Annotated in this window: 16 protein-coding genes; 8 read left to right on the top strand and 8 right to left on the bottom strand. The window is 73.3% G+C overall.

All coding sequences use genetic code 11. From position 1 onward, the window contains the following. Nucleotides 1-99: 99 nt before the first annotated feature. From urtB to urtE, 4 genes are all read left to right on the top strand, one after another. Entirely contained in the window at nt 100-978 is an 879-nt protein-coding gene (urtB, locus tag LO772_RS07675) for an urea ABC transporter permease subunit UrtB (RefSeq protein ID WP_443089441.1), read from the top strand. Next, on the top strand, nt 975-2,150 hold the full coding sequence (urtC, locus tag LO772_RS07670; RefSeq protein ID WP_231777625.1) for an urea ABC transporter permease subunit UrtC: 1,176 nt from the start codon (nt 975-977) through the stop codon (nt 2,148-2,150). Before urtB ends, urtC begins: the two co-directional genes overlap by 4 nt. Before the next feature lie 86 nt (nt 2,151-2,236). Continuing rightward, nucleotides 2,237-3,046, top strand: coding sequence for an urea ABC transporter ATP-binding protein UrtD (gene urtD / locus LO772_RS07665; RefSeq protein ID WP_231779454.1), 810 nt, complete (start codon nt 2,237-2,239; stop codon nt 3,044-3,046). Beyond that, the gene (gene urtE / locus LO772_RS07660) at nt 3,046-3,741 is read left to right on the top strand and encodes an urea ABC transporter ATP-binding subunit UrtE (protein ID WP_231779453.1); all 696 of its coding nucleotides are present in this window, start codon (nt 3,046-3,048) and stop codon (nt 3,739-3,741) included. The genes urtD and urtE overlap by 1 nt, the downstream gene beginning before the upstream one ends. Before the next feature lie 181 nt (nt 3,742-3,922). Here urtE and gntA read toward each other — a convergent pair whose 3' ends face one another. Beyond that, nucleotides 3,923-4,711: a guanitoxin biosynthesis heme-dependent pre-guanitoxin N-hydroxylase GntA gene (gene gntA / locus LO772_RS07655; protein ID WP_231777624.1), complete on the bottom strand. Its 789-nt coding sequence runs from the start codon at nt 4,709-4,711 to the stop codon at nt 3,923-3,925. An 875-nt stretch (nt 4,712-5,586) separates the two neighbouring features. On the opposite strand from gntA, the gene LO772_RS07650 reads away from it, so the two are divergent. Continuing rightward, on the top strand, nt 5,587-5,838 hold the full coding sequence (locus tag LO772_RS07650; protein WP_231777623.1) for a hypothetical protein: 252 nt from the start codon (nt 5,587-5,589) through the stop codon (nt 5,836-5,838). An 85-nt stretch (nt 5,839-5,923) separates the two neighbouring features. Continuing rightward, nucleotides 5,924-6,907 (top strand): response regulator, encoded by a 984-nt coding sequence (locus tag LO772_RS07645; protein ID WP_231777622.1) that lies wholly within the window; start codon nt 5,924-5,926, stop codon nt 6,905-6,907. A gap of 55 nt (nt 6,908-6,962) precedes the next feature. Here the strand turns inward: LO772_RS07645 and LO772_RS07640 are convergent, their stop codons facing one another. Next, a complete protein-coding gene (locus LO772_RS07640) occupies nt 6,963-7,568 on the bottom strand; it encodes a phosphatase PAP2 family protein (protein WP_231777621.1) in 606 nt (201 codons plus the stop codon). Next, a complete protein-coding gene (locus tag LO772_RS07635) occupies nt 7,565-8,254 on the bottom strand; it encodes a DedA family protein (protein ID WP_231777620.1) in 690 nt (229 codons plus the stop codon). The genes LO772_RS07640 and LO772_RS07635 overlap by 4 nt, the downstream gene beginning before the upstream one ends. Nucleotides 8,255-8,418: 164 nt before the next feature. Here LO772_RS07635 and LO772_RS07630 point away from each other — a divergent pair, with 164 nt between their 5' ends. Further along, complete coding sequence (locus tag LO772_RS07630; RefSeq protein ID WP_231777619.1) at nt 8,419-9,849, top strand: sensor histidine kinase; 1,431 nt, start codon at nt 8,419-8,421, stop codon at nt 9,847-9,849. Here the strand turns inward: LO772_RS07630 and LO772_RS07625 are convergent. The 5 genes from LO772_RS07625 to LO772_RS07605 are packed head-to-tail and all read right to left on the bottom strand — an operon-like array spanning nt 9,825 to nt 15,443. Next, the gene (locus tag LO772_RS07625; protein ID WP_231777618.1) at nt 9,825-10,499 is read right to left on the bottom strand and encodes a response regulator transcription factor; all 675 of its coding nucleotides are present in this window, start codon (nt 10,497-10,499) and stop codon (nt 9,825-9,827) included. The genes LO772_RS07630 and LO772_RS07625 overlap by 25 nt on opposite strands. Nucleotides 10,500-10,523: 24 nt before the next feature. Continuing rightward, complete coding sequence (locus tag LO772_RS07620; protein ID WP_231777617.1) at nt 10,524-12,023, bottom strand: ABC transporter ATP-binding protein; 1,500 nt, start codon at nt 12,021-12,023, stop codon at nt 10,524-10,526. Next, the gene (locus tag LO772_RS07615) at nt 12,020-12,892 is read right to left on the bottom strand and encodes an ABC transporter permease (RefSeq protein WP_231777616.1); all 873 of its coding nucleotides are present in this window, start codon (nt 12,890-12,892) and stop codon (nt 12,020-12,022) included. The genes LO772_RS07620 and LO772_RS07615 overlap by 4 nt, the downstream gene beginning before the upstream one ends. Beyond that, complete coding sequence (locus LO772_RS07610; RefSeq protein WP_443089376.1) at nt 12,889-13,908, bottom strand: ABC transporter permease; 1,020 nt, start codon at nt 13,906-13,908, stop codon at nt 12,889-12,891. The genes LO772_RS07615 and LO772_RS07610 overlap by 4 nt, the downstream gene beginning before the upstream one ends. Next, nucleotides 13,896-15,443 carry an ABC transporter substrate-binding protein gene (locus LO772_RS07605; RefSeq protein ID WP_231777615.1) on the bottom strand — a complete coding sequence of 516 codons (1,548 nt, stop codon included), beginning with the start codon at nt 15,441-15,443 and terminating at the stop codon, nt 13,896-13,898. The genes LO772_RS07610 and LO772_RS07605 overlap by 13 nt, the downstream gene beginning before the upstream one ends. Nucleotides 15,444-15,595: 152 nt before the next feature. On the opposite strand from LO772_RS07605, the gene LO772_RS07600 reads away from it, so the two are divergent. Beyond that, nucleotides 15,596-16,996 carry an MATE family efflux transporter gene (locus tag LO772_RS07600; protein WP_231777614.1) on the top strand — a complete coding sequence of 467 codons (1,401 nt, stop codon included), beginning with the start codon at nt 15,596-15,598 and terminating at the stop codon, nt 16,994-16,996. Nucleotides 16,997-17,017 lie beyond the last annotated feature (21 nt).

Here is a 17,017-nt window from a genome sequence, read left to right as displayed (position 1 = left end):
GACGCTTTTCCGACCGACCGCAGAAAAACCGCCCGGCGGACTCCGCGCCCCGAATACCGGAGCGCGGAGTCCCGGCAAGTTCGAAAGGGGGTGGACCATCTGAACGCCTTCATGAACCAATTGCCGATCGGTCTTTCCATCGGTGCCGTGCTCCTGCTGATCGCACTCGGCCTGACCTTCACCTTCGGCCAGATGGGCGTCATCAACATGGCGCACGGCGAATTCATCATGGCGGGCGCCTATACCGCCTACATGCTCCAGGACTGGGCGGGACGCCAGGCCGTGCTGGTCGCACTGCCGGTCGCCTTCGTCGTGGCGGGCCTGATGGGACTGATCCTGGAGCGCACGCTCATCCGGCGCTTCTACGGCAGGCCGCTCGACACGCTGCTGCTGACCTGGGGGGTGAGCCTCGTCCTCCAGCAGGTGGCACGCGATCTGTTCGGCGCTCCGAACGTGCAGGTCAAGGCGCCGACGTGGCTGGTGGGCGGCGGCGCATGGCTCGGCATCCGCATGCCGTACGCGCGCATGTTCATCCTCGCCCTCGCCGTGCTGTGCGTGGTCGCGATCTGGATCTACCTGGCCCGCACCAAGCAGGGCCGCCGCATGCAGGCGGTCATGCAGAACCGCGACCTCGCGGCGTGCAGCGGCATCGCGACCTCCCGCGTCGACCAGCGCACCTTCTTCATCGGCTCGGGCCTGGCCGGCGTCGCCGGCGTCGCGCTGACCCTCATCGGCCCCGTCGGTCCCGCACTCGGCACCTACTACATCGTCGACGCGTTCCTCGTCGTCGTCGCGGGCGGCCTCGGCCGCCTCCAGGGCGCGGTCATCGCGGCCTTCTTCCTCGGACTGCTCAACAGCTACGTCGAGTACTGGTCCGACGCCTCACTCGCCAAGGTGGTGGTCTTCGCCGTGATCATCGGATTCCTCCAACTGCGGCCCCAGGGACTGTTCGTCCTCCGATCCCGGAAGCTGACATGAGCACCCCCGGGCTGTTCGGGCGGCGCCTCGCACCCGGCCGGTGGCGCGGCCCGGTCGCCTTCGCCGCCGTCGCGCTGCTCCTCCTCGCGGTCGCCCCCGCCACGTTGTCCCCGTTCCGCCTCGAACTCCTCAGCAAATACCTGTGCTTCGCGATCGCCGCGCTCGGCATCGGCCTCGCGTGGGGCAAGGGCGGCATGCTGACCCTCGGCCAAGGGGTCTTCTTCGGCCTGGGCGGCTACGCGATGGCGATGCACCTCAAGCTCGCCGAGGCGGGCCCGGGCGAACTGCCCGACTTCATGGTGTGGAGCGGGGTCGACGAACTCCCATTGCTGTGGGAGCCGTTCCGCCAGCCGTGGTTCGCGATCCTGATGGTCGTGCTGCTGCCGGGCACCGTCGCGGCGCTGCTCGGCCTGCTGGTCTTCGGACGTCGCGTGCGCGGCGCCTACTTCGCGATCCTCACGCAGGCCCTCGCCGCCGCGTTCGTCATCTGGCTCGTCGGCCAGCAGGGGCTGACCGGCGGGACCAACGGACTCACCAACTTCACCTCGTTCTTCGGCCTCGACCTCGCGAGCGACGCCGACCGGCGCGTGCTCTACTTCGCGGTCGCCGTCGTGCTCGGGCTGCTGTACCTGGGTTTCCGGCAACTGGTCGCCAGCCGCTACGGCAAGCTCCTGATCGCGGTGCGCGACGGCGAGGACCGCGTACGGTTCCTCGGCTACGATCCCGCGGTCGTCAAGACGATCGCGTTCACCCTGTCGGCGATATCGGCCGGCATCGCGGGCGCGCTGTTCGTCCCGGTCGTCGGGATCATCTCGCCCGCGCTGCTCGGTGTGGTGCCGTCCCTCGAACTCGTCTTCGCGGTCGCGGTCGGCGGACGGTACGCGCTGGCCGGTGCGGTGCTCGGCGCCGTGCTGCTCAACTACGCCAAGACCACGTTCTCCGAGCACTACGCGGACGGGTGGCTCTACCTCCAGGGCGCGCTCTTCATCGCCGTGATGGCCTTCGCGCCCAAGGGCGTGATCGGACTGGCCGGGCAACTCCGCGACTTCGTCGCGACGCGGTGGCCCCGGACGTCGTCCGTCCCCGGGCATCCGGCGGCCTCCGGCACGCCCGCGGCGCCGACGCCGGGAGCGCCGCCGAGTACGTCGGCCGAGAAAGAGGTGACCGTGTGACCCGCAACGATTCCTCCGTCGCGTCGAAGGCCGCGCCGCATGCCGCGCCGGCACCTGGCGGGCCCGGCGAGGGGCCGGGCGAACCGCTGCTGACGATCCGCGGCCTGTCCGTCGTCTTCGACGGGTTCCGCGCGCTCGACGGCATCGACCTGACCGTGCGCGAGGGCGAACTGCGTTTCCTGATCGGGCCGAACGGCGCCGGCAAGACGACCCTGGTCGACGTCGTCACCGGGCTCACCCGGCCCGGCGGCGGCAGCGTCACGTTCGCCGGGCGGGAGCTGGTGGGCCGCAGGGAGCACCAGGTCGTGCGCCTCGGGGTCGGCCGCACGTTCCAGACCGCCGTCGTGTTCGAGGAACTGACCGTCGAGGAGAACGTCGACCTCGCCGCGACGTTCCGCATGCGGCTGCCCGCGCTGCTGCGGCGCCGCAAGGGCCGCAGCGGGATCGTCGGGTCCGTGCTCGACCGCGCGGGCTTGCTGGGCCTCGCCGAGCGCCCGGCGGGCGTGCTGTCGCACGGGCAGCGCCAGTGGCTGGAGATCGCGATGCTCCTCGCGCAGGAGCCGCGCCTGCTGCTGCTCGACGAGCCGGTGGCCGGCATGTCGCGGGAGGAGCGCGAACGGACCGGTGAGCTGCTGGTGGAGATCGCCCGCGACCGGACCGTCATCGTGATCGAGCACGACATGGAGTTCGTCCGGAGATACGCCTCGCAGGTCACCGTGCTGCACGAGGGCCGGGTGCTCACCGAGGGCGACATGGCCGCGGTCCAGGCGGATCCGCGCGTCCGGGAGGTCTACCTCGGCCGCTCCCGCGACACGCGCGCGGCCGAGCCCGCTCCGGTGGCGGCGGAGGCGCGGGCGGGCGGGGCCGCGGCGATGGCGACGGAGGAGGTGGCGTGATGCTGGAGGTGACCGGCCTCGAAGTGGCGTACGGCCGCGCCCAAGTGCTGTTCGGCGTCGACCTCGCGGTGCCCGCCGGGTCGCTCGCGTGCGTCATGGGCCGCAACGGCGTCGGCAAGACGACCCTGCTCAACGCGGTCATGGGCGTGCTGCCCGCGCGCGGGGGCAGGGTCGTCTTCGACGGCCGCGACGTCACCAGGATGCCGACGCACCGGCGGGTGCGGCTCGGCATGGGCTATGTCCCGCAGGGCCACGAGACGTTCGCGCAGCTGACCGTGGCGGACAACCTCCGCGTGACGTGGGAGGCGAGCGGCGCCAAAGACCGCGGTGCCGTCGACGAAGCGCTCGACCTGTTCCCGCGCCTGCGCCCGTTCCTCAAGCGCCGGGCCGGCTTCCTGTCCGGCGGCCAGCAGCAGCAACTCGCCATCGCGCGGGCGCTGGTCACCCGGCCGCGCATGCTGATCCTCGACGAGCCGACCGAGGGCATCCAGCCCTCGATCGTGACCGAGATCGAGGACGCGATCGAACTGCTGCACCGCGAGCGCGGGCTCGCGGTCCTGCTGGTCGAGCAGTACCTCGACTTCGCCATGCGGCTCGCGGACCGGTTCACGGTGCTGGACGCCGGCGTCGTCGTCCACGAGGGCCCGGGCCGCGACCTCGCGGACGAACGCGTCCGGGGGCTGCTGGCCGTCTGAGGACCGCGAAACGCGCGGTGCGCGGCGACGCCGCCGAGCCGGGGCCAAGCCCCAAGAGCCGCCGCGGGGGCGGGAGTCGGTCGTCGCCACCGCCCGGCGCGAGGACGCCCGCGCGGAGCCTGCGGTCCGCGCGGGCGGGGCGTTCGCGGTTTCGTCCGCGCGGTGCCGGCCGCGTGAGCGGTCAGTGATGGCCCGCCGGTTCGGGGTAGGCCGCGCGTTCGCGCGTCCGGCGCAGCAGCGGAGGCGTCTCCGTGTGCCGACGGGACGGCGGTGCGTCCTCGGCCGCCGCCGCGGTGACGGGGGTCGCCGACTGTTCCTCGGTGGACGGGACGAAGGGACAGACCCAGTCGGGCGAGTTGCGTCGCCCGGAGTAGCGCCGCGCCTCCGGGCCGCCCAGCTCGGCCAGATTGGGGTTGATGGACCCGTGCAGGGCGATGTCCTGCTTGCGGATCTTGTCCTGCAGCCGCGGCCACACCCCGTTCGCCTTCAGGTGGTCGAACAGCACGTGCGAGTTGAAGGCGAGCATCGGGAACGGCGGGCGCCGGCCGCCTCGGCTGTGGTTCTCGTGCAGACCGATCACGAAGAAGGGGTGGCCGGCGACGCTGAACGCGAAGGACGACGACGTGGGGTCGGCCGAGTAGCCCGTTGCCCAGGGGTAGTCGAGGCAGTCCTCGTCGTGGACGAACTGCAGGGTTCGCCACAGCAGTTGCTCGAACAGGACCTCGTCGGTGTCCAGCGGCCCCGTGAAGGTGGCGACGAAGCTGGTGAAGGGCTTGCCCGACCACGTGGCCTGCGAGATGTAGTCGTGCAGATCACGGGTCAGCTGCCGCGCCGAGGCCTGGTCGCCGAGGTCCGCGTAGTGCCGGTGCCTTATGCCGTTCTGCCGCCACCCCGAACGACCCGCGAGACACGGGAAAGAATCGCCCAAAAGAAACGCTTCGACTTGGGCGGCGCTGTCGTAAGTCGTCATGAGGGACCCTCCGATGTCGTCCGTGTTCCGGTGGGGGATGCCGAGCTGCCCTTGTCGGCGCCTGCGATTGTCGTGTTTTGTCCGTTTCGCGATATGGGACACCCGTACCGGGACCCGCATGGTCATGGGGTGAGCCACGCGAGGCCGAGCGATCCGCGGCTGCGATCATCGCACGATGATCGGTGGGTTTGTGCCGGGGGTGTTCCGCGGTTTGCGCCCGTGGTGGCGCGGTGGGGTTCGCGCCGTGCGAGGGGTTGGCGTTCGGGCGATCCGTCGACCGGGCCGAGGCCTTCGCGGCGGCGCTTCCGGGCGGGCCGCGGGCCGTACCGCCGCGGCCTCGCCGGGTCGTCAACGGCCTTGTGGCAGGCGGTCGTTGCCCTGTGGCCGCAACCGCCGGTCACCGGCACCGGCCGGTCGCCCGCCCGCGTGACCGAGGGCGCCGCCGTCGCCCCGGCGACCGCGCCGACTGACGCGACCGAAAGACCGGTACGCATCTGCACACCCACGCGGCGGGAGAGCGCGGCCCCGGTGTTGGGGGCGGCGTCGCCGGGGCGCGGCCCCGGAGCCGGCCTCCGCGGGCCGCGGACGCGACGGCGCACGCGGGATCGTCCCCGGCGATGCCGCTCCGTGAGCCCGTCGCGGGTTCCGGTCGGGCCGGTCGGTCCGATCGTCCGGTGATACGCGGCGGCGGGTGTCCGGCCCGGCAACTGCCGTGGCCGGTGCGGCGGGTGGCGGCGGGTGTTGCTGCGGCGTTGCCGGGCGTTGACGAAATGGTGTTGCGCGGTCCACAACGCCTCCGGGATGAGCCAGGATCCTGTCATCGCATCGGGTACGGTCCGCGGCCCGGTGGCGTACGACGTTCCGAGGAGAGCCCTGTGAATCGCCCCTTACTGTCGCCCCGCGCCGCGCTGGTCTTCCTGCTCGCGGGCCTGACCGGTGCCGGAGCCGCGGTGTTGACCGCGATGGCGGGTTCCGGGGGGCCGCAGGCGCTGCTGTGCGGGGGTGGGGCGCTCGGTCTCGCGGTGGGCTTCTTCGACCGGATCATCGGGGTGGGGCACGAGGCCGCCGGCCTCGGCGAGGGCAGTGCGGAGGCGGCGCCGACGCGTCCGGCCTCCGCCGGGGAATGAGGGCGCGCGATGGCGCTCCGCCCCCTGGACGCGACTCACCAAGGAATGCCGGGAGTTCGCGCAGGCACTCCGGGCCCTCTTCGGCGTGCTCGACGTCTCCGTCCGCGGCTACGGCGCGCGGCGCTTCCGCGATGCGGGCAGCATCTCGCGGTTCCTCAGCGGCGCACGGGTCCCGCCGTGGCAGTTCGTCGTCGAACTCCTCGACGACGTCGCCCGGTGCCGCGGGGAAGCGGAGGCTCCGGAGGCCGTCGCGCATCTGCGACGCCTGCACGGAGCGGCGTTTCACCACGTCGGCGCCGCGACCGGGTCCGCGAAGGTGTTGGAACTCCAGCTCGCGGAGGCGGAATTGGACGCCCGGCGCTCGTCCGTGGACGAGGAACTGCTCGGCGGCGCTCTCGTCGACCGCAACCACCGCATCGCCGAGTTGGAGGCGCGTCTGACGCAGCTGGAGGGCACGTGGTCCGGCGCGGTCCGCTCGCCGCAGCACACGGTCCTGGAGTCGGAGCGCGAAGCCCTCGCGATGCAGGTGCGCAGCCTCTCCGACGAACTCGAGACCACCCGGCGCCGCGGCCTGGAGGCCGAGGCGCGGTGCGACACCCTGGAACGGCAACTCGCGGTCCTGACGCGGCCCGAGCCCGACCCGCCGCCCTCGGTGGACGCCGTGCCGCCGAAGATCCTGATCGTCGACGACCAGCCGAACAACCTCTTCGTCCTGGAGGAGGTCGTCGCCGCGCCGGGACACGAGATCGTCTCCGCACGGTCGGGAAAGGAGGCGTTGAAGGCCCTCCTCGCCCACGATGACTTCGCGCTGATCATCCTCGACGTCCAGATGCCGGAAATGGACGGCTACGAAACCGCCGCGCACATCAAGCGGCGGTCACGGACCCGGGACATCCCCATCATCTTCCTGACCGCCATGGCGGTCGACGCCGAACACTCGATCCGCGGCTATTCGGCGGGGGCCGTCGACTACATCGTCAAGCCGTTCGACCTGTGGGCGCTGCGGGCCAAAATCGCCGTGTTCATCGACCTCCACGCGGAACGCCGAGCGCGCGGCCGGACCGCCTGAAAGCGGCGGCCGGGCCGCGCGACCGGGAACCGGCCGGTGGGGGAATGCGCCGGGGTCAGCGGGCCACGCACGCGCGCCAGCGTGAGGCCCGCAGGCGGTCGACCCAGGGGGCCGCGCGCGCCGCGGCCTGGGCCAGGGGCCAGGCCATCAGGAAGCCCAGGAGCAGCCCGGCCGCCACGTCGTGCGGGTAGTGCACGCCGACCCAGACCCGCGACGCGGCCATGGCGACGGCCGCCACCGCCGCCACGATCCCCAGCGCCCGGTGCACCAGCCAGATCATGGTCGCCGCCGCGGCGGCGATGACCGCGTGGTTGCTGGGGAAGGACCAGTCCCCGGCGCCGGGGCACGACTCCAGGGTGAACGACCCCGACAGCGTCCGGCACGGGCGGCTCTCGGCGAACACCGACTTCAGCGCGGTGTCCAGGAGGTAGACCAGCCCCACGACCGCGGGCGCGCACACGGCCATCGCCATGTGCGCGGCATCGCGTCCCCGGGCCGTCCACCACGCCGCGAGCATCAGCGCGGCGAACACGATCAGGCCGTACGCCGTCCACGCCTCGATCAGGTGGTTGACGGTGCCCGGGGTGTGCCGGGCGGATTCGGTGACGCGGAGGTACAGGCCGCCGTCGACCGACGAGCCGGAGAACGCGCCTGGGGTCATCGGCGCTCCCCGGCGCCCTCCTGCACCCGCGGGGCCCGCACGGCTCCGCGGGCGCGGCGGGCACGGCGCAACTCCCGCACGAGCGGAATCAGCGATACGACGACCACCACGGCGACCATGGGCAGCAGGTAGCGGTCGACGTTCGGCACGGACGACCCGAGCCCGTACCCGGCCAGCACCAGCCCGACCGTCCACACCACACCGCCCAGGACCTGCCACACCGCGAACGTGCGGGACGGCACCCCGAGCACCCCGGCCAGCGGGTTGAGCACCGTGCGCACCACCGGGACGAAGCGGGCCAGCACGATGGCCTTGGCGTGCCCGTACCGGCTCAGCAGGTCCTCGGCGCGCTCGACGCCCTCGTGCAGGCGCGGGTTCTTGTAGCGGCCGAGCAGCGCCCGACCGCCCCGGCGTCCGAGCACGAAGCCGACCTGCGCCCCGAGCAGCGCCCCGGCGACCGACGCGACCAGCACCTGCCACAGCGACAAATGCACCGTGTCCGAGGCTCCCGACACGCTCAGCAGGCCCGCGGTGAAAAGCAGCGAGTCACCCGGCAGGAAGAACCCCACCAGCAGCCCGGTCTCGGCGAACAGGACGACGGCGATGCCCAGCGCCCCGAACGACGCCAGCAGCGACCCGGCGTCGAGGACGTTGACCGCCAGATCCGAGGTGGGAGGTGAAACCACGCGCCGTTCCCTTCACAGGTAGCCGGCACGGCGCCGCACCCGGGCGGTACGCCGCGCCGTGCGGGACGGAGTCGCCCGCACACTCCCGAGCCTGCCCGGGCGACCCTGAGAATCCGCTGAGAGGCGACCGCACGCCTGCCGGGCGGCGGCCTAGGCTCTCCGCCATGGTGTCCCGTGTGCGGTTGTGGGTGCGGCGGCGCGTCGGTGTGCGCGTGCGGTCCGCGCTGGCCGCCGCGGCGGTGGTCGCCGTGGTGCTCGCCGCCGCCGCGGCGGCGTTCGCGCTCTTCTACGAGCGGCAGCTCACCCACACCGTCGGGGCCGCCGCCACGCAGCGCGCCGAGGCGGTCGCCGCGGACGTCGAGCGCCAAGGGCCGTCCGGCGGCGCCCTCGCCCCCGGGAGCGGCGAACCGGTGCCGGTCCAGGTGCTGGACCCGTCCGGCCGGGTCGTCGCGGCGTCCCCCGCGTCGTCCGGGCTTCCGACGATGTCGTCGCTGCGGCCCGCCGCCGGGCAGGTCCTGCACGAGGACCGCCGGCTCGGTCCCGGCGACGGGCACCGGTACCGGATCGCCGCCGTCGGCGCGCGGACGCCGGCCGGCACGTACACCGTCCTGGTCGGCGAGTCCCTGGAGCCGGTGCACGAGAGTCTGGAGGACGCCGCAGCGCTCCTGGTGATCGGCTGCCCGCCGCTGGTCCTGGTCGTCGCCGCCGCGACGTACCTGTTCGTGGGCCGTGCCCTGGTCCCGGTCGAGGCGATCCGCCGCAAGGTCTCGGGCATCACCGCGTCCCGGCTCGCCGAGCGCGTCCCGGTCCCCGAGGCCCAGGACGAGGTGGCCCGGCTCGCCACCACCATGAACTCGATGCTCGACCGCGTCGAGACCCAAGTGACCGCGCAGCACCGGTTCGTCGCCGACGCCGGACACGAACTCCGCAGCCCTCTCGCGACGTTGCGCTCCGGCCTGGACGTCCTCGCGGCGCGCAACCCGGAGGGCCGCGACGCCGAACTCCTCGCGGTGCTGGGCGCCGAGGCGGTCCGCCTCGGCGACCTGGTCGACGGCCTGTTGCTCCTGGCCCGGACCGACGAGCACGGCGGTGCCCACACGACCGAGGACGTCGACCTGGACGACGTGGTCGCGGCCGAGCGCGCCCGCCTCGCCGCCCAACACCCGCGACTCGCGGTCACCGCCGCGTTGACCCCGGTGCAAGTCGTCGGCGACCGCGGGCAGTTGACCCGGGTGTTGCGCAACCTCGCGGACAACGCCGCCGGGCACGCGGCGTCGGCGGTGGCGTTCACGCTGACCACCGTCCCCGGCCGCGCCGTCGTCGAGGTGCGCGACGACGGCCCCGGCGTCCCCGAGGCGGACCGGGAGCGGATCTTCGACCGGTTCGTCCGTCTCGACGAGAGCCGCCAGCGGGCCTCGGGCGGGTCCGGGCTCGGCCTGGCCATCGTCCGCGAACTGGTCCTCGCGCACGGCGGCGACGTGCGTGTCGAGGACGCGCCCGGAGGCGGCGCGCTGTTCCGCGTCGACCTGCCGCTGCCCGGCGCGGATGCCGCCGGGCCCGCCGACGGCGGTCAGGACGGGCGGGTCAGCCGGTAGCCCATGCCGCGCACGGTCTCGATCGGTGCGGGAGCCGACTCCGAGGCCAGTTTCCTGCGCAAGTAGCCGACGTACACCTCGACCACGTTGGCGGGCCCGTCGTAGTTCGCGTCCCAGACCTGCGCGAGGATCTCGGTCTTGGACACCACGTCGCCCGCACGCCGCATGAGGAATTCCAGCAGCGCGAACTCGCGCGGCGTCAGCCGGATTTCCGCACCCGCGCGAGTGACCCGGCGCCTCGCGGGGTCCAACGCCAGGTCGCCGGCCTCCAGGACCACCGGTCGGGCCGCGGCTCCCCGCCGCACCAGCGCCCGCAACCGCGCCAGCAGCACCACGAAGCTGAACGGCTTGGTGAGGTAGTCGTCCGCGCCTAGGTCGAGCGCGTCGGCCTGGTCCCAGTCGCCGTCCTTCGCGGTGAGCATGAGCACGGGCGCCCACACACCCCGCTCGCGGAGCCCGGCGCACACCCGGTAGCCGTTCAGCCCGGGCAGCATGATGTCCAGGACGACGACGTCGTACGTGTTCTCCGTGGCCGCCCACAGCCCGTCGACGCCGTTGTGCACGACCTCGACGTTGACCCCGGCGTCGGCGAGACCCTGCCGGATCGTCTCCGCGAGCCGCACCTCGTCCTCCACCAACAGCACCCGCACCGCGCCTCCTCTCCCCCGATGTTCTCAGGCCTCGCGGGCGCCCGTCGGCCGCGGCGCGGCGGCGGCCGGCCGTGTCGAGGGCCCGGCGGCGGTCAGCGTGCCGTCGGCCAGTGTGTGCGTCGTGTCGGTGTAGGCGGCGGCCAGGTGGAGTTCGTGGCTCACCAGCACCACGGCCATCCGGCGCTTGTGGCGCAGACCGTGGAGCAGGTCCATGATCGCGGCGGCCGTGTCGGGGTCGAGCGCGCTGGTGATCTCGTCGCAGAGCAGATAGGCGGGGTCGGTCGCGAGGGCGCGGGCGATCGCGACGCGCTGGCGCTGCCCGCCGGAGAGTTCCGCGGGGTAGCGGGCGGCGTACGAGGCGGGCAGGCCGACCGCCTCCAGCAACTCCTCGACGCGGTCCGCCCGTTGCGCGCGGTCGAGGGGGCTGTGCAGGCGCAGGGGCCGGTCCAGGGCCGCCGCGACGGTCCGGCTCGGGTTGAGGGTGTCGAGGGGGTTCTGCGGGACGAGCTGGATCTGCCGCTGGTGCTCGCGCGTGCGGCGGCGGACCTTCGGCGGAAGGGGCTCCCCGTGCAGGCCGAGAGAGCCGCCGGTCGCCGGGGTGAGCCCGGCCAGGACCCGCAGCAACGTGGTCTTGCCGGAGCCGGACGGTCCGACGATCGCGGTGGCGGACCCCGGCGCCACGGCGAAGTCGACACCGCGCAGGGCCTGGTGGGCGGTACCGCGGCGTCCCGGGTAGGTGACGGTGACGTCGTCCGCCACAAGGCCGGGAGCCGACACCGCGGCGTCGTCGGCCGGGGCCGGCCGCTCGTCCGGGCGCGGGCGGGGGGAGCGCGTGCGCGGACGGGGCGGCGCGTCGACCGCGTTCTCCGGCGCGGTGAGCGCGATGGTGTGGTCGGCGCAGGCGGCGACGAGTTCCGGGTCGTGGCAGGCCATGACGATCGCCAGCTCCCGGGTGTCGGCCAAGTGGCGCAGCAGCCGGGCGATTTCGTCGCGGAGCGCGGTGTCGAGGCCGGCGGTGGGCTCGTCGAGGAGCAGCAGGGCCGGGTTGCGCGCGAGGGCGCGGGCGAGCGCGACGCGGCGCTGCTGGCCCCCGGACAGCGCGTGGGGGCGGCGGTCGGCGAGGCCGTCGTGCGCCGGGAGCCGGCATTCCTCCAGGAGCGCTTCGACCGCGGCGCCGCTCGGGTCCTCGGCGGTCTCGGCCACCAGGCGGCGCACGGTCATGCGCGGGTTCAGCGCCGACCCCGGGTCCTGTCCGACGTACGCGAGCTCGGTGCGGCGCAGGCGTCGCAGCTCCGCCGCGCCGAGGCGCAGCACGTCGTGGCCGAGCACGCGGACGCCGCCGTCCGCGACCGTTCCCGGCGGCAGGGACCCGAGCAGGGCCTTGAGCAGGGTGGTCTTGCCGGATCCCGAGGCGCCGGTCAGCGCGGTGACGCGCCCCCGGGGGACGCCCACGTCGGGGACGTCCAGCAGGCGCGGGCCGTGGGGGACGTGGATACGGAGTCCGTGCACCTCGACGGCGTTCACGCGGGGATCACCGCCTTGGTGCGGGGCGCGAGGGCGGTCGCGGCGAGGTTCACGGTGATCGCGAGCAGCGCGATCGCGGCGCTGGGGGCGAGGACGGCCCACGGGTTGAGGAGGATCCCGGGGGCGTTCTCGCGGATCATCAAGGCCCAGTCCGCCTCGGGGGGTTGCGGGCCGATCTGGAGGAACGCGGCCGTGGAGATGATGTAGGCGGCTTCCACGAAGCGCAGTCCGAACAAGGTCAGCACGGTGGCGCGCAGGTTGGGGAGCAGTTCGCGGGTGATGACGGAGAACGTCGACTCACCGCGCATGAGCGCGGCCTCGACGTAGCCGGCGGACGCGAGCGGGGCGGCGGCTGCGGCGACGACGCGGACCGCGTACGGCGTCCCGAGGGTGATGGCCGCGAGGATCACGGCCCAGCGCCCGCCGTCGGGCCAGGCGAGTGCGATCAGCATGATGCCGAGCACCGGAGGGAGGAGGATGGCCAGGTCGGCCGCCCGCTCCAGCACCGTGCCGAGCCTGGGGCGCAGGACCGCGAGGCATCCCAGGACCGCCGCGAGCCCGGTGACGGTGACGCCGACCAGGAAGGCGCCGCCGATGAGTGCGGTGCCGCCGTCGAGCAGGCGGGACAGCACGTCGCGGCCGAGCTGGTCGCCGCCGAGGACGGCGCCGTCGCCGGCGGTCGCGTACGACCCGGTGACCGGCTTGTCGATCGCGTGCGGCGCGAGCCACGGGCCCGCCAGGGCGACGGCAAGGAGCACCGCGGCGGGCGCGATGAGGCCCAGGGCGCGGCGGACCGGCTTGTGCCGGGCCGGTTTTCGCGGCGGGCCGGACGCGGCCGGTGCGGTGGCGCCCGGACGGGGGCTGGTCATCGTTGGGCTCCCACGGTCTTCGCGCGGATCAGGTCCGCGGCGAGCAGGACGAGCGTGATCGCGGCGCCCGCGAGGGCCACGGCTCCGGCGATGAGCGGTGTGTCGCGGCTTGCCACGGCCCCGGCCAGAACGCTGCCGATGCCGGGGTAGTTGAACAGCGTCTCGACGACGACCGCGCCGCCGAGCAGCATGCCGGTGGACGTGGCCAGCCCGGTGGCGATGACCGGGAGCGCGCCCGGCAGGGCGTGCCGCAGGAGTACCCGGGGCGTGGACAGCCCGTCCAGGCGCGCCGCCTCGACGTGCGGCGTCGCCGCCTGGTCGGCGAGGGCGCCGCGCACGATCCGGGTGTTCCACCCGGTCTGCGGGATCGTCAGGGCCAGGACCGGCATGATCAGCATCTTCCAGTTCGCCGGATCGCCGTCCGGCCCGGAGACGGTGACGGCGGGAAGCCACCCGGTCCACAGCGACAGCGTCAGGATGAGGCCCGTGGCGACGACGAAGTCCGGTACGGCGAACGCGGATGTCGCGACGTGCCCGATGACGCGGTCGGTGAGCCGGCCGGGCCGCGCCGCCGCGAGGCACCCCAGGGCGATCGAGGCGACGGCGGTGAGCGCGAAGGCGGTTCCGGCGAGCATGAGCGTGTTGGGGAACGGGTCGCGCAGCAGGTCGGCGACCTTCTCGCCGCGCGCGGACGTGCCGAGGTCGCCCGTCGGCAGCGCGGTCATCCAGTCGGCGAACCGCTCCCACAACGGCCGGTCCAGGCCCAGGAGTTCACGGCGCGCGGCGATGTCCGCGGCGCTGTCCCCGCGTTCGGACGTCGCACTGGCCGCGTCGCCGGGCAGCAGCTCGACGGCGAGGAAGACGACGGCGAGCATCGCGGCCAGCAGCAGGGCGCGGCGGACCAGTACCGCGCCGGCCCGCAGGCCCCAGGACCCGGCGTACGCGATCCGCCGCACGGCGGTGCCCGGTCCCGGGGCGGGCTCCGCCGTGTCGGCGAGCGGGGTCAACTCAGCCACGCGCCCTGCAGTTGCACACGGCCGTACCCGGCGAGGGTGGGCAGGCCGTTGACCTTTGCGGTCGCGATGTCGATGCCGTCGGCCATGCCCCAGAGCAGGTAGCCCGACCGCTCGTACTCGATCTTCTGGAGTTCGGCGAGGGCGGCGGCGCGCGCGGCCTGGTCGGGGGCTCCGATGGCGTCGCGGTACGCGGCGTCGAACGCCGGGTCGGCGAACCCGGCCTCGTTCTGCCCCGCCTCGCTGACCAGGGTCTTCGAGGCGAAGAAGATCGCGGAGTCGTTGGTGCCCCAATACGTGGTGTAGAGGCTGCCCTTGAGCCAGGTGTCGTCCCAGAAGGCGCCGGACTCCTGTTTGACCACGTTGATGCGGATGTCGGCCTCGCGGGCCTGGGAGGCGAACAGCGTGGCGGATTCCGCGAGTCCGGCGATGTCCTCGGTGGTGACGAGGTCGTAGGACTTGCCGAGGTCGAAGCCGGCCTCGGCGAGCAGCTGCTTCGCGCGAGCGAGGTCGCGGGTGCGCTGCGGCAGGTCGCGCGCGTACTGCGGGTCGCCGGTGCCCATGATGTCGTTGGCCACGGTTCCGTAGCCGGACAGCACCTGCTTGACCATGGCGTCGCGGTCGACGACCAGGCGCAGCGCCTCGCGGACGCGCGGGTCCGCGAACGGGCCGTCCTTCGTCCGCATCACGATGGGCATCGCCATGTCGTCGGACCGGCGGATGATGTGGAGGTCCTTGCGGCTCTCGGCCGTTCGGGCGGCGATCGAGCCCGCGTTGGAGGCCAGGTCGATCTGCCCGGCCATGATGGCGTTGGCCATCGCCTGGGCGGTCTCGAACATGGTCACCTCGATCGCGTCGAGGTGGACCTCGCCGCCGTACCACTGGTCGTTGCGGACGAGGCGGGCGTTGCCGTTGCGGTACCAGTCGAGCTTGAACGGGCCGGTGCCCGGCGCGTTCTCGAGCGCGTTGTCGGGGGTGTCCTTCTTCAGGACGAAGGTCGTCAGCCGTGTCAGGAGCGGCAGTTCCGCGTTCGGGTAGTCCGAGACCAGCACCACGGTGTCGGGCCCGTCGGCGTTGATGTTGGCGGCCTCGACGCCGGGGAGCCGCGACGCCCCGGACTTGGTGTTGCGCAGGCGCCGCAGGGACCACACCACGTCGTCGGCGGTGACCGGGCTGCCGTCGTGGAACACGGCCCCCGGGGCCAATTTGAAGCGCCAGGTCCTCAGGTCGGGCGAGGGCTCCCACGAAGCCGCGAGCCGGGGAAGGGTGTTCGGTGTGGCACCGGGCACGGTGAGCGTGTCGTAGACGAGGCCGAGGACGAGGTAGTCGCTCTCGTTGGTCTGGGTGCCGTGCGGGTCGCGGGTGATGGCACCGGCGCGTCCGAGGGCCCCGACGCGGAGTGTGCCGCCCTTCTTCGGGGTGCCGCCGGAGGACCGGGGGGCCGGGGAGCCGCCGCTCTCGGAGGAACAGCCGGCGAGCAGGATGCCCGCGCCGATGGCCCCGCTTCCCACGAGTATTTGACGTCTGTTCAGATACATGTGCGGCCTCGATCTGGAATGAAATACTTTGATGAGGTTTGCCTATCCTAAGATGGGCGTGATGTGCAAGGAAGTGGCCGGGATTCGTCGGCCCGGAGCCTGCTGCTACGTTGCGTCCCGCCCCCGCTGGACGACTGGAGCCGGACCCCGCGATGCTGACGACCGTGATACGCGACGCCCGCGCCCTGGCGGTCCTCGCGGTTCCCCTGATCCTCACCCAGCTGGCCCAGGTCGCCCTGACCACCACGGACACCGTGATGATGGGCCTCCTCAGCACCGAGGAACTGGCCGCGGGCGGGCTGGCCATCGTGATCTTCAACCAGGTGCGGACGATGGGTGTGGGCCTGGTCACCTCGGTCGGCAACCAGATCGCCGCCGCCGCGGCCCGGGCCGAACAGGCCGCGGAACACGGGGCCGGGGCCGACGCCGCGCGCGAGGAGGTCCGCTCCGTGGTGCGCGCGGCCTTCGCCGTCGCCACCGCGGCCGGCATCGTCGGCGCCCTCCTCCTGCCGGCGATCGGCTACGCCCTCCCGCACCTCGGACAGGACGCCGCGGTCGCCGACCGCGCGCAGCGCATGCTCCTGGCCCTGGCCCCCGGACTGCTGCCGTGCCTGTGGTTTCAGGCCATCCGCCAGTTCACCGTCGGCATGCGGCGCCCCCAGGCGCTCCTGCGGATCACCCTCGCCTCGGTCGCGGTCAACGCGGGGCTCAACTGGGTTCTCATCCACGGCACTTGGGGAATGCCCAAGCTGGGCCTGGTGGGTGTCGGCGCCGCGACGTCCACCGTGTACCTGCTGACCTTCGCCGCGCTGTACGCGAGCGCCCGCCGCGACGACGAACTCGCCCCGCTGCTCAGCCTCAACCCGCTCAAGGCCGACGCCGCCACCGTCAAACGCCTGGTGGCGCTGGGCGTTCCCATCGCGGCGACGTACGGGTCCGAGGCGGGTTTCTTCTCCCTGACGGCGCTGCTCGCGGGGTCGTTCGGCCCGGCGGCGCTCGCCGCGCACACGGCCGTCAACCAACTCGTCTACATCGTCTTCCAGGTCGCCGTGGGGCTTTCGCACGCGGCGTCCATCAACGTCAGCCGGGAAATCGCCCTCGGCCACCACGAACGTGCCCGGCGCCTGATGACCACGGCCCTGGCGTGTGCCGCGTGCGTCATGGGCGCGGTCGCGGCCGTCTACCTCGCCGTACCCCGGCTCGTGCTCAGGCCGTTCCTCGAAGCCGCCGACGGCAACGCCGTCGACACGGCCACGCACCTGCTGTTCGTCGCCGCGGCCCTGCAATTCTTCGACTGCGCCCAGAACATCGGCGTCGGACTCCTGCGCGGCCTCGACGACACGAAGGGGGGCTTCCGCATCACGCTGGTCGGCTACTGGGCGATCGGACTCCCGGCCTCGTGCATCCTGGCCTTCGCGTGCGGCTGGGACGCGGTCGGCCTCTGGCTCGGGCTGCTCACCGGGCTCGCCGCGACCGCGGTGCTTCTGCTGCGGCGCTTCACCTCGGCACTGGCCGCGGGAGCCGCCGTGCGGCCCTCCGCCGCGACCGCCTAGCGGGGACTCGTGGCGTTCCGC

It is taken from the genome of Yinghuangia sp. ASG 101, assembly GCF_021165735.1.
Classification (GTDB): domain Bacteria; phylum Actinomycetota; class Actinomycetes; order Streptomycetales; family Streptomycetaceae; genus Yinghuangia.
This window is presented reverse-complemented; position numbering and strand designations above follow the sequence as displayed.